This window comes from Chryseobacterium sp. YIM B08800 (assembly GCF_026163565.1).
Lineage (GTDB): Bacteria > Bacteroidota > Bacteroidia > Flavobacteriales > Weeksellaceae > Chryseobacterium.
In genome coordinates this window covers 93,547-107,196 of sequence record NZ_JAPDKN010000007.1, presented here as the reverse complement: position 1 = coordinate 107,196, position 13,650 = coordinate 93,547, and the positions used below count along the sequence as shown (strand labels likewise).

Genomic DNA, 13,650 nt, shown 5'->3' with positions numbered 1-13,650 from the left:
ATGTTTCTGAATTGTCATTCTTATCATAGCCTTCGGTATGGAACCATTTCTATTAAAGAACTGGTTAAGCAGGCTGTACATTTTAATATTAAAACCCTGGCTCTTACGGATATCAATACCATTACCGGGATCTATGATTTCTACAAACTTTGTCAGGATCATAATATCAAACCGATCGTCGGAGTGGAAATACGGGTTCAGGATGAACTGTATTATATCTGCCTGGCCAAAAATCAAAAAAGCATTGCAGAAGTCAACAGGCTTTTAACCGCATATAACTGTGAAGGCATTGAAATTCCCAAAGCAAATCCTGATTTTACAGATACTTTTGTTATTTACCCACTGGAGAATATTCCTGAAAAATTAGCAGATCATGAATTTATAGGCATCAGACAGAACGAGTTAAATCTTTTGATTAAACCGGAATTAAAACAGTTCATTCATAAAATGGTTATTCTTCATCCGGTTACCTTTACCACCCCTGAAGAATATGAGCTTCATAAAATAGTAAGGGCTATCGATCACAATACATTGATCAGTAAGCTTACAGAAGCTGATTACTGTAAAGACAACGAAATGTTTACTGATAAAAAAGAGCTTCTCGCTCAATTTTACCATGAGCCACAGATTATTGAAAACACAAAGTATATTGTCAATAGCTGTCATTTTGATTTTGATTTTTCAACACCTAAAAACAAAAAGCATTTCACAGACAGCAAAGAAAATGATTCTAAGCTTTTAAAAAAGTTAGCATATCAGGGACTTTCTAAAAGATATTCCGAGGATAATCTACAGGCGAAAGCAAGAGTGGATAAAGAATTGGGGGTTATTGACCAGCTTAATTTCTGTGCTTATTTTCTCATCACCTGGGATATTATCCAATACAGTAACCGAATGGGGTTTATGCATGTAGGAAGAGGCAGCGGTGCCAATTCAATAGTCAGTTACTGCATCGGAATTACTGACATATGTCCTCTGGAGCTGGATCTATATTTTGAACGGTTTCTAAACCTCAACCGTAAAACGCCTCCGGATTTTGACATAGACTGGAGTTGGCAGACCAGGGATATTATCCTTGAATATATTTTTGATAAATATGGTAAGAACCATGTTGCCTTCTGTGGAACCAATGTTGAATTTAAATACCGTTCTATTTTCCGGGAAGTAGGAAAAGTATTTGGTCTTCCGAAAGAGGAATTGGATACACTGGCAACAAAACCCATCCAGGAACATGATATTAATTCGATATCCAGACAGGTTCATTACTACGGAAAGCTTTTAGAAAAGTTTCCTAATCAGAGAAGCATGCATTCCTGTGGGATTCTGATATCAGAAGAACCTATCACCAATTATTCAGCATTCGAAATGCCTCCTAAAGGTTTTCCGATCGTACAGTTCGATATGTACACTGCTGAAGAGATTGGCCTTGAAAAATTTGATATTCTCTCACAAAGAGGATTAGGAACTATAGATGACACTGTACAGCTGATTAAGGAAAAAAGAGGAATTGATATTGATATCCGGGACACTTCTCTGTCAAAAGACGAAGCCAAATGCAATGAATTCTTAAGTTCCGGAAAAACGATTGGCTGTTTTTATATTGAATCTCCTGCCATGAGGGGATTACTCCGAAGATTGAAATGCGACAACTATAAAGTACTGGTCGCTGCCTCTTCCATTATTAGACCCGGCGTGGCTCAAAGCGGAATGATGCGGGAATATATTTTCAGGCATAACCATCCTACAAAATTTGAGTATTTCCATGAGGTTTTTGAAAAGGAACTGGGAGAAACCTATGGTATTATGGTATATCAGGAAGATGTTATTAAAATTGCCCTGCATTTCGGAGGCTTATCCGCTCCTGATGGTGATGTGTTGAGAAGAGCAATGAGCGGTAAAGGCCGTTCTTTATCAGCTTTACAGAAAGTAAAAGATAACTTCTTTGAATCCTGTAAAAGATTAGGACACCGTGAACAGTTATCCATGGAAGTATACCGGCAGATCGAATCTTTTGCAGGATACTCATTCTGTAAAGCACATTCTGCTTCTTATGCTGTGGAAAGTTATCAGAGTTTATTTCTCAAGGTCTATTATCCTATCGAATTTATGGTCTCTGCCATTAATAACGGCGGAGGGTTTTACAGAACTGAGGTATATATTCATGAAGCCAGAATGTCAGGAGCTTCTATTCATAATGCCTGTGTTAATTTAAGCCAGTACCAGACGACGGTTTATGGTTCGGATGTTTATTTGGGATTGATGCATATTGAAAGACTGCAAACGAGATTAGCACAGCTGATTCCTGAAGAAAGAGCTCAAAATGGAAATTATACTTCCCTGGAAGATTTTATTAAGAGAATTCCTATTGGTATTGAAACATTGCAAATTTTAATCTTTATTGGCGCATTCCGCTTTACCGGAAAACAAAAACATGAACTGCTGATTGAATCAAGATTTCTTCTGGGAACTCATAAGGCTTCCTTTAGGCATCTGACTTTACTTGAGGAGCCTCAGAAAGATTATCAGCTTCCTTCTATAGAAAGAAACCCATTTGAGGATGCTTTTGATGAAATAGAAATATTAGGTTTTCCCGTTTCTTTCAGTCCTTTTGATTTGCTACAAACCCGATACAGAGGCAGTGTAATGGCCAAAGATCTTATAGGGTTTCATAAAAAACAAATTAAAATGCTCGCTTATCTCATTTCAAGAAAGCATGTTCCCACCAAAAAAGGGACGATGTATTTCGGAACCTGGATTGATGCGGAAGGAGAATATTTTGATACCGCTCATTTTCCAAACTGCCTTGAAGAATATCCTTTTCAGGGGGGTGGCTGCTATCTCTTATTGGGAACAGTAGAGGTCGACTTTCACTTCCCTACCATTACCATTCATAAAATGGCGAAAATGCCTTTTATTCCGGATCCAAGATATTCTATGGATAAAGAAAAATCATTGGAAGCTCAGCGTAATCTGCATGAAGATATCAGTATGACCTGGCGGAAGCCTTATCCACAGGAACATGAAATAGGATTGCCAAGGCAAAAGATGTTTTGAAGAAATAATTATCAACTATTGTAATTTATGATTCAATTTTTTTCTTAAAACTAACCACTACATATTCTCCATTTGAACAATACTTCTTACAACTCTCATCTTTGAATTTACCGGGCTGTTTCGAATACTCTTCAATATATTTAGTACTTTCTTCAGTATTAGCTGGAACAACAATAATATAATAGTTTTCCAGAACAGATTGATCCGCATTTTTTACAGCCTCATTTTTATATTGTATTGCCTCGTTATATTTCATATAAATTTATTTTATACAGTAAATTACTGACAATCCTGACTAAAAATTATGACTTGAATCATTTGTAGCATCCACTATAATAAATGTGTAAATTATTAGATTGAACATTGAGGTAATGCTTTTTTATCTTTCGCTATTTACAATAAAGCATGATTTCTTATATTTCCTTAAGTTGATTTCTGTAAAATTTAAAGATATGATTATTCAATACTTTTAACTTTTTTTATTAACAAAACCTTTTTTTAATCCTATTACGGCAAAGCCGGCCACAATTCCCACTAATATAGCTACTTTAACGCTTTTGGAAGTATTCAAAGGGGGTGTACCGTATATTTTGTGTGGATCTTGAGAAGGCTCAAGTATATTCCCCGATACTTCAGGACCATTCTTTACTTTCATCATTAAACGTACACCAGCTGATGCTGTATTGATTACTAATTTGGGAAAAAGCCTGTAAATTGATGTAATTGCATAAGATCTGAAATCAGGAAATAAATCTTTTTTCGGTTTCCTGGCTAATTCAACCATTTTTGCAGCAGTATCCCTTGGATCTGAAGCAATGGGAGGTATACTCATCTTGAACCCCGAATATTTTGCAGAATGAAGATTCCCGGTAGATTTTTGAAGTTGAGGGTACAAATTACAGATATGAATGTCTGCATAATTTGAAATCTCACCTTGAAGACCATCCATCATCCCTTTGATACCGTACTTCGTTGCTGAGTACACAGAGCTGTAAGGTGCTGGCATATATCCGCCTATAGAAACATTATTTATCAATATCCCTTCATTTTGTTTTTTGAAAATTTTAATGGCATTGTAAGCACCATGCATATAGCCAAATAGATTAGTTTTAATAACCTGTTCGTGAATCTCCATTGGAATCTCTTCAAATTTTCCACTCGCCATTACCCCTGCATTATTTATCCAAATATCAATCCTGCCAAATCGTGACAAGGTCTCTTCTGCTACTCGTTCTATATCTTCAGCAACGGATGTATCGGCGGAAATTCCCAGTACCTCTACTCCCATTCCTTTGCAAAGCTCAACCACTTCATCTATACCTTTCTGTCCTCTGGCTACGATAACTATATTGCACCCTTCCAATGCAAAAGCCTCTGCAGCAGCCCTTCCTACTCCACTGCTAGAACCTGTTATTACAACTGTTTTTCGTAATAAAGTCTGTTGAAATTGTTCTTCTTTTCTCATGTCTTTCTTTTTTTAGATTCAGTAACAAATAGAACATGTATTATGCCAGATGTACAATTTTTAAAACACATTACAATCATCCAAATTTTTACATCCAAGAATAATAGTGATTTTAGCAAAGGCGGCTATTTAGAATCAATCGGTTTATAAATTCTAAATTATGATTATCAATGTTTGTGTATCTCCGTTTTTATAAAAAGTACCACAAATCCACTTTTTAATATAATTGGTCTTATTATTGGATACATTTTAATACACCAATCACAAAAATATCCTTTTATGAAAAAACATATTGTCGTCATAGGAGGAGGTTTTGCAGGTATTAATTTCATCAAAACTATTGCTAAATCTAATGATTTCATCATTACATTGGTTGACCGAAATAATTACCATTTCTTTCCTCCGTTAATTTATCAGGTAGCTACTGCATTTATTGAACCTTCACATATCAGCTATCCATTCAGAAAGTTATTCTCAGATTACACAAATGTTCAGTATCATATGGGAAGTTTTATATCCATTAATACAGAACTTCAGATCATTGAGACCGATACCGGTTCAATAGCATATGATCATGCGATTTTTGCGCTGGGAACCGAAACTAATTTTTTTGGGCTAGATCATGTACAAGAGTGTGCACTACCTATGAAAACTATTAATGAAGCCTTATATATTAAAAACCACTTACTGCTGAACCTTGAAAAAGCTTCAAGAAATCAAGATGAGAATAAAGCAGAAAGATTACAGAATATCGTGATTGCAGGGGGTGGACCTACCGGAGTTGAACTGGCAGGGATGATTGCAGAGATGGGTGCTTTTGTCGCAGAAAAGGAATATCCTGAAATTGAACTTAACCTCTCCCATCTTTATCTGATCGATGCGCTCCCCTCATTGTTGGCTCCTATGAGTGATGCTGCAAAAAAAACCGCATATGATAATTTAAAAAGACTCGGCGTCAATATTCTTCTGAACGTTTCAGTAAAAGATTACATTGAGGGAAATGTTATACTATCCGACGGAAGAAAAATAAAAACAGAAACTCTCATCTGGACCTCCGGGGTAATCGGTCGTGAAGTATTGGGTATTCCCGAAACGAGTATAGGTAAAGGAAGAAGATTATTAGTTGATGAATACAACAGAGTTTTAGGGTTTAATAATGTCTGGGCATTAGGAGATATCTGTTTGCAGTTAACGGATAAAAATTATCCGAAAGGACATCCTCAGCTTGCTCAGGTTGCTATTCAACAAGCAAAATTAGCCGCTAAAAATTTTATAAAACTCCATAATCAGAAACCTTTACAGTCTTTTGTGTATAAAGACAAAGGAAGCATGGCCATTATTTCAAAATACAAAGCCGTGGTTGATTTGCCTAAATTTTCTTATACAGGTTTTTTCGCATGGCTTACCTGGCTTTTTATACATATCATTCCATTGACGGGTTTTAGAAACAGAGTAAGACTGGCTATGGAATGGTTCAGATTATTTATTACCAATAATCCTTCTATAAGAATGATTTTGCAACCGGGCAAAAATGGTCAGAATAATAAAAATTAACTTTTAAAATACATATTATGCTTAAGAAAATGTTAGCAGGTTTAGGCGGAGCCATCGCACTTAACCTACTCCACGAAATCGTCAGAAAAAATTTTGACAACGTACCCCATATCAATGAGGTGGGCGAAGAGGCGTTAAAAAAAGTAACCGATTCTACAGCACTTGAAATTTCTGATCCTGATAAATTGTATGCAGCAACTTTAGCTGGTGACATTGTGAGCAACGCTATTTACTATGGAACCACAGCAACAAATCATAATTTCGCAAGCGGAATTGCAGCCGGAATAGGAGCCATTGTTCTTCCTCAAAAAATGGGTTTGAATGATCATCCTGTAGCAGAGAATAATAAAAAGAAATTCATGACCGTCGGATACTATATTTTCGGTGCAATAGTTACCAAATTTATCTATGATAAAATTAAGTAAGACTCATTACCCCTGCGAGCACGGGTAATTTTTATGCCATGTAAAATATCGGAATAAGACTTATAAATACTTCAGTATACAGCAAATGATTATTAACATTTTACTACTGTGTTTTTAAAAATAACACTTTTTATGTATGATAATAATTAATGAACTGCTGTTCAAATAATTAAATCCCAGATCTAATGGATTCACACATTGTCCGCTTGCGAATTTTATAAAAATAAAGCCTTAAAATACCACAAAACAAATTGCATAGGCATATTTATTGTTTAATCATTCAAAAATATTCAGTATGGAAAATAATAAAACAATTTCAGCACTTAATGAATTACTTCATATTACCAATGACAGAATTAAAGGTTTTGAAAGCGTAGAAGGAAAAGTTTGGGAGAGCTATTCTGATCTAAAGGGTGAATATGATAAAATGATCTCTCAGTCAAAAATAATGAAGAATGAAATTATTAATCTCATTACTGAAAGAGGTGGAAATCCTGATGAAGAAACATCATCACTGGCTGGTAGTCTACACCGGACTTGGATCGATATTAAAAATTCCATACCGACAAGTAATAGTGATAAAGAAACCTTGGAGAATGTAGTTTTTGGTGAAAAACATGCCATTGAAGCATACGATAATGCATTGAAAAGCGGTGATCTTTGTAGCGAAAGTTCAAAGATAATTGCGGAACAGTTGAGACAGCTGCGCATTTCTTACCATCAATTCAATAACATTGAACATTATAAAAAGAAAGATGATTAACCTGTTTCGTATCTAAGAAACTCTATCATAATTTTCACAGATTAAAGAATCGGAAGTGAAATCCATGTAATAACGTTTTGATTCTGTTAGTTTCACATTGGTAAGTAAAAATTATATACCTGATTTTACCGGTAATACTATACATCATGAAAGCAATTAATAATTTTTGGGAAATACTTAAAGGGACATACAAGGACTGGAGTGCACGGGATCTGGGAACCGAGGCTGCCAGCTTAGCCTATACCGCCATTTTTTCGATTCCTGGGCTCTTAATCATAGTGATATGGCTTACGGGTATATTCTTTGGTGAAGAAGCGGTACGGGGAGAAATCACTAAACTTATCGGGAGCATGATGGGGAAAGATGTTGGTAAGAGTCTTGAAGAAATGGTCGTAGCCGGCATGGTGGATAAAAAGAACATCGTTATGAAAATCATTGGAATCGTTACGCTTGTTTTTGGGGCAACTTCACTTTTCTTCCAATTTCAAAAATCCCTCAATAAGCTGTGGGATATCGTAGCAACTCCTAAAAAGGCTTGGGAAAAATATCTTCTCGACCGCGCGAATTCTCTGGGGATGATTATTGTCATTGCATTTCTTATGCTCATTACCTTGCTGCTAAGTTCTTTCATCGGTCTTGCTAACGATTGGGTTATCCACCGTTTCGGGTTGGAAACCCTGGTTTTGGTGAATATTATTAATATTGTTGTAGGCTTTCTGGTTACACTATTTCTTTTCGCAGCCATGTTCAAAATTCTGCCGGATGTTGAGTTACAATGGAAATCAGTGTGGGTTGGAGCTGCAGTAACAGCTGCACTGTTTACACTTGGAAAGTATATCCTCACTTTTTATTTTGAAACGTTCAATCCAAGTTCTGCATTTGGTACTGCCGGGACTGTTATTTTACTCTTGTTGTGGATTAATTACACCTGTCAGATTATTTTCTTTGGTGCAGAATTCACTAAGGTCTACGCTAAAAAAATGGGGCATCAACTTAAACCTTCAAAACATGCAAAATGGAGCCCGCAAATAGTATCCAAAGAAGATTCGAAAAATATAGTAACTGCTGAAAAAACTCCTGATAAAACGGTGAAAGATTCGACGATTTAGTTTCGAAAACTTAAAATAAAAACCATGAATAGTTTTTACTTTTTTTTAAAGTTAACGTTTAGTGCTGTATGTCTGCCAGCAGTGTGCCTTGCACAGCAAAAGCATCTGAACTATTCACTTTTTCATCCTGTACCAAAAGAGCATATGAGAGAAATGGAAACTGACCGTCCGGATGTTACCGAATCTCCCTACACAATCGATGCAGGCCATATTCAATATGAAACGGATGTAATAAGGCTGATAAAAGAAAAGTCAGACATGCTGAAAACAAGCACATTACTAATCAATCAGGCCAACTTAAAAATTGGAATTACAGGAAGCACAGCCATACAGATTGGTTTCCAAACCTACGGCCGGCAAAAGGAAACAGACCTAATTTCAAATTATGTAGTAAAAACTGACGGAATAGGTGATATAACATTCAGGATTAAACAGAATATAATAGGAAACGACCATGGTGACTTTGCTCTGGCAATCCTTCCCTACGTCAAATTGCCTACTTCAAAATATGATGAAGAGAGCTGCCTGGAAGGTGGACTCATTGTACCTATGTCCTATAAGTTACCTGGAAAATGGAAATTTGGTCTACAGCTGGAAGTTGATCGATTAAAGGATCTGGATCAACCGGAAATGCATACTGAATTCCTGCAAACATTGACAATTAGTCATCCATTATCAAAAGGAATAGACTGGATAGCTGAAACTTATTACACCTATAATTTTAAAGCCCATGAGCTTTCCAATTTTATTAATGCTGCAATTCAAATGGAAGTTGTCAAAGACTTTAAATTAGATATCGGAATTAATTATGGAATACAGAATACTGCGGCAAAACACTATTTCATTGGAGCATCTTATCGGCACTAAAGAAATAGCAAAAGCTATATTAATAAATTTATAGTAATTATTATAACATTTACTTTAAATGATAAAATATTATTATAATTCAAATCTATTGAAAATGGGCAGTATTTTTAGAAGGCTTAGTTTTTTATTTTTCACAATAAAAACTCACTTATTCATCTAATTTAAGAAAAATGATTCTTCATATGCTGTTCGAGATGATTTTTAAGAGCATGAAAATCTTTACTTTTAAACAGGTATAGCCTTATCCGTAATTTACTAACTTTGCCGTTTGCTCTCTGTAAACTAATCAACAAAAGATCCCCATTTAACGAAAAATAATTTAGTGATCGAAGAGGGAATTCTATGATTGGTAAAACTCGCCTTATGCAGTAAGGACGATAACTTTTAATACTAAAAACCATACCAGAACTTTCTATCTCTAAGACTTTAACCCGTCCAAGAATCATGGAAAGCAATATAAAAGCCGTACAAAAAATTAACAGATTTGTGTACCATTTAAAAATACAGCAATAGATTATTAAACATATATTAGCCAGTAATAATATCGCAATAATTCCAAAGGAGAAATTAGCGATCTTTTTGTTATTAATTTTTAGCAATTGATTGGTTTTGGAGATTAGTTTAAGAGAGGATATTTTGAGCCTTTATATTTTTTTTAATTTATATAATTAAGATTAAAAATTAGAACTATTTTATTAGAAATAAAGAATACCAAACATACACATATCTGCACTAAAAATTCATGATTTCAAACATATAATCACTTATTTATATATAATATAAAAATAAATGATATTAAAATAAAAAATTATTAACATATACGAGAGTTTTTATAAACAATAAACAGATATTAAAAAGTGACTTCTCCTTTTATAGGTGTTCCAGAAAAAGCGATACAATTAGCAGCGATTATGACCATAATCATAGTATAATAATTATTAATTTTCCGCTGCTGTTGATGGATCTGATTGGTATACATTTGGTTCTCTGCCTGCTAACACAAACCACATTACTATCACAAAAAAATATACTATGGGAATTTTAGCATGGATCCTTTTTGGATTAATAGTAGGGGCAATCGCCAAGTTTTTAATGCCTGGAAATCAAGGCGGAGGATGGATTATAACCATTATTCTTGGAATAGTGGGCGCATTGGTAGGAGGTTTTATTGCAGGGGTACTCGGAATTGGGGATGATGGAAATCCCTGGGATCTGGGAACTATAGGAATCTCTGTTCTAGGAGCCATTCTTGTTCTGATCATTTATGGAGCCTTTACTAAAAAAAGATAATTATTTACACCTGGGTGTCGGTTCATTAAAAGTATGCCGGCACTTTTCTTTTACACCAATCACTAAAAAAATTATTATGAACAGAGACGGTAATAATAAAAGCTTATGGCAGTATAACATAGAGCAAGAAGCGTTACAGACTTATACAGCAAATGATTTTGACACCATCATTGTTGGTGCAGGAATAACAGGAGTGACTTTAGCAAAGGAACTTCAGAATAGAGGTCGTAATTGTCTTCTCATTGAAAAAGAAAATCCTGGATTTGGAACAACCGGTGGAACCACTGCACATATCAATAATTTTTTTGATTCATCTTACGACGAAATCATTAAAAATTTTGGAGAAAGCTCAGCGGTATTACTGGCCAATTCCGCAAAAGAAACAGTGCGGTATATCAAACATAATATTCTGCAATACCATATCTCTTGTGACTTTAACGAATGTAATTATTATCTTTTCAGTACTGATGGAAAGCAATCAAAAAAATTGGATGATATCTTAGAAGCCCATCATCAAGTAGGAATAGATACTCAACAGGTTTACAGCATTCCATTTACCCTGAAATTTGAAAAAGCCATTGAAATTAAAGGTCAGGCACAATTTCACCCACTCAGATATATCAATAAGTTACTCAAAGAATACATTAAACAAGGCGGAGCAATTGTCACAGGAGCACAAGTTACAGATTTAAAAAATAAAGACGGAATCGTTACGGTTACAACCAACGATCAAACAATATTCACGGCAAAAAATTTAGTTTGGGCTACCCATATTCCCCCAGGAAACAACCGTTTCAGTGTTCTTTTGGCTCCTTATAGAAGCTATGCAGTTACCCTGAAGCTTGCCAACCCTGTAAAATCCATGGCGCAGACTGCCGATCTTTATGATCCATATCACTATGCCCGTTATCATAAATCAGACAATAATTACTTCCTAATTGTGGGAGGTTTCGACCATAAAACCGGTGATGAAAATGATACCGAAAAACATTTTGAAGATCTCATGGAATATGTAGATAACAATTTTAAGTATAAAGAAGTTACGGCAAAATGGTCATCTCAATATTATCAGTCTGCAGATGGCTTACCCTATATTGGAAAAATGCCGGGCGAAGACAATATTTATATTTCTACAGGTTTCACAGGCAATGGAATGACTTTCGGATCGATGAGCTCACTGATTATTCCCGATTTAATGGAGAATAAAATAACAGAGTTAGCCAAACTCCTGTCTCCGGCACGTATCAAGCCTATAGCTAGCGCAGGAAATATTCTCGATGAAGTGGTCAATGCTTCTATGCATTTTGTAAAAGATAAATTTTCGGCAGATAAAATTACTGAACTCAATGAGATAAGCAGTGGTGAGGGAAGAATAATCAAGCATGACGGCAATACGTATGCGGCCTATCGCGATGATCAAAATGAATTACATCTGCTAAGCCCCATATGTCCCCATACGGGCTGTAATGTTGCATGGAATCCTTCCGAAGTTTCGTGGGACTGTCCGTGCCACGGATCACGTTTTGATATTGAAGGCAAATTGCTCAACGGACCTGCAATGTCGGATTTAAAAAAAATTGATAATGAAATTCAATAGCTGACAATTACCTCAACACTGGTGAACATTTATTTCAGCCGAAATCAAATAAAAAACAGCACATGAAAGATCATAATATATCAGATTTTAAAGGCGGCGAGGGACAGGTATTAGAGCCGGAAACTTACAGGGATTCCATTGGTACAATGGAACAATCCGGTAAAAGAAAGTGGGTATTTCCCAAAAAGCCTAAAGGCAGATATACCAATTACAGAAATTTAGTAGCCTATTGTTTACTGCTATTTTATTTTGCACTCCCATTTATCACGATAAATGGTAATCCCTCATTACAATTTGATGTTTTTAACCGTCAGATTTTTATTGCCGGTCAGCCCTTTTACCCTCAAGATTTTTTCATACTCACTTTGGGCGCAATCGTATCATTAATATGCATTATTATATTTACAATTGCATTTGGGAGAATATTCTGTGGATGGATCTGTCCTCAGACGATCTTTCTGGAAAACGTTTTCAGAAAAATTGAATATGCTATAGAAGGTGATAGAAACAGACAGATGAAGCTTGACCGTCAGGAGTGGAATGCTGAAAAAATAGGGAAAAGAAGCTTGAAATGGTCTATCTTTATTTTACTTTCTTTGATTTTTACCCATTTTATGTTTATGTATATTGTGGGATATAAGGAGGTTTTCAGGATTGTTCAGGAGGGGCCTTTTGAACATCCGACCAATTTCATAGTTATGATTCTCCTATCGGCTGCATTTTATTTTGTTTTTGCATGGTTTAGGGAACAGGTATGCACATTGGTTTGCCCTTACGGAAGATTACAGGCAGTACTGATAGATAAAGAAACGATCAATGTTTTCTATGATTTTAACAGAGGGGAGAACAGAGCAAAATGGAGAAAGGGTGAAGACAGGAGAGCTGCGGGAAAAGGCGACTGTATTGATTGTTATCAATGTGTTGTGGTCTGCCCCACAGGGATTGATATCAGAGATGGTCAGCAGCTTGAATGTGTCAACTGTACAGCTTGCATTGATGCGTGTGACGAAGTAATGGATAAGGTAGGATTACCAAGAGGACTAATACGATATGCTTCAGAAAAGGAAATAGAGACCGGTAAGCCTGTTAAATTTAATGCACGAATGAAAGGTTTTGTTATTCTTTTAGTTGCTTTACAATTTTTATTGGGATATCTTCTTTACAACCGTGCCGATATGGAAGCCAAATTTATTAAACCCGCAGGAAGTACCTTTTTCGTGCGCGACGGAAAAATTACCAATACTTATAACTTTACTTTTCTAAATAAAACAAATGACAAAAAAGTAGTTAGTATTCGAATATTAGAACCAGCAAATGGTGAAATTACCTTCAGCGCTTCCAGTAAAATAATAGTCGAACGTGACAAAATTGTGAAAGGAACCATTAACATAAGCTTTCCCGAAAAACAGATAACACTGTCAAAACAAAATCTAAAACTTGGAGTTTATGATCAGGAAGGAAACCTCCTGGATACGTATGAAACCTATTTTGAAGGTCCATTTAAAATACAATTTTAAAATAAATTG

11 protein-coding genes are annotated in these 13,650 nt (G+C 35.5%); 9 read left to right on the top strand and 2 right to left on the bottom strand.

The window, feature by feature from the left end; genetic code table 11:
• Entirely contained in the window at nucleotides 1-3,054 is a 3,054-nt protein-coding gene (locus OEW74_RS03995) for a DNA polymerase III subunit alpha (protein WP_265427269.1), read from the top strand.
• 25 nt (nucleotides 3,055-3,079) lie between these two features.
• On the opposite strand, the gene OEW74_RS03990 is transcribed toward OEW74_RS03995, so the two are convergent.
• Both OEW74_RS03990 and OEW74_RS03985 read right to left on the bottom strand, forming a co-directional pair.
• Nucleotides 3,080-3,310 (bottom strand): hypothetical protein, encoded by a 231-nt coding sequence (locus OEW74_RS03990; protein WP_265427268.1) that lies wholly within the window; start codon nucleotides 3,308-3,310, stop codon nucleotides 3,080-3,082.
• Nucleotides 3,311-3,523: 213 nt separating this feature from the next.
• Entirely contained in the window at nucleotides 3,524-4,519 is a 996-nt protein-coding gene (locus OEW74_RS03985; protein WP_265427267.1) for an SDR family NAD(P)-dependent oxidoreductase, read from the bottom strand.
• Nucleotides 4,520-4,798: 279 nt separating this feature from the next.
• Between OEW74_RS03985 and OEW74_RS03980 the strand changes: the two genes are divergently transcribed.
• From OEW74_RS03980 to ccoG, 8 genes are all read left to right on the top strand, one after another.
• Nucleotides 4,799-6,073, top strand: coding sequence for an NAD(P)/FAD-dependent oxidoreductase (locus OEW74_RS03980; protein ID WP_265427266.1), 1,275 nt, complete (start codon nucleotides 4,799-4,801; stop codon nucleotides 6,071-6,073).
• Nucleotides 6,074-6,090: 17 nt separating this feature from the next.
• Complete coding sequence (locus OEW74_RS03975; protein WP_265427265.1) at nucleotides 6,091-6,498, top strand: hypothetical protein; 408 nt, start codon at nucleotides 6,091-6,093, stop codon at nucleotides 6,496-6,498.
• Between the two features lie 295 nt (nucleotides 6,499-6,793).
• Nucleotides 6,794-7,261, top strand: a complete 468-nt coding sequence (locus OEW74_RS03970; RefSeq protein ID WP_265427264.1) for a PA2169 family four-helix-bundle protein — start codon at nucleotides 6,794-6,796, stop codon at nucleotides 7,259-7,261.
• A 146-nt stretch (nucleotides 7,262-7,407) separates the two neighbouring features.
• Nucleotides 7,408-8,370, top strand: a complete 963-nt coding sequence (locus OEW74_RS03965) for a YihY/virulence factor BrkB family protein (RefSeq protein WP_139259964.1) — start codon at nucleotides 7,408-7,410, stop codon at nucleotides 8,368-8,370.
• Nucleotides 8,371-8,394: 24 nt separating this feature from the next.
• Entirely contained in the window at nucleotides 8,395-9,237 is an 843-nt protein-coding gene (locus OEW74_RS03960) for a transporter (protein WP_265427263.1), read from the top strand.
• A gap of 1,032 nt (nucleotides 9,238-10,269) precedes the next feature.
• Nucleotides 10,270-10,527: a GlsB/YeaQ/YmgE family stress response membrane protein gene (locus OEW74_RS03955; RefSeq protein WP_073174689.1), complete on the top strand. Its 258-nt coding sequence runs from the start codon at nucleotides 10,270-10,272 to the stop codon at nucleotides 10,525-10,527.
• 76 nt (nucleotides 10,528-10,603) lie between these two features.
• On the top strand, nucleotides 10,604-12,124 hold the full coding sequence (locus OEW74_RS03950) for an FAD-dependent oxidoreductase (RefSeq protein ID WP_265427260.1): 1,521 nt from the start codon (nucleotides 10,604-10,606) through the stop codon (nucleotides 12,122-12,124).
• A gap of 62 nt (nucleotides 12,125-12,186) precedes the next feature.
• Entirely contained in the window at nucleotides 12,187-13,641 is a 1,455-nt protein-coding gene (ccoG, locus tag OEW74_RS03945) for a cytochrome c oxidase accessory protein CcoG (protein WP_265427259.1), read from the top strand.
• The last annotated feature ends 9 nt before the right edge of the window (nucleotides 13,642-13,650 follow it).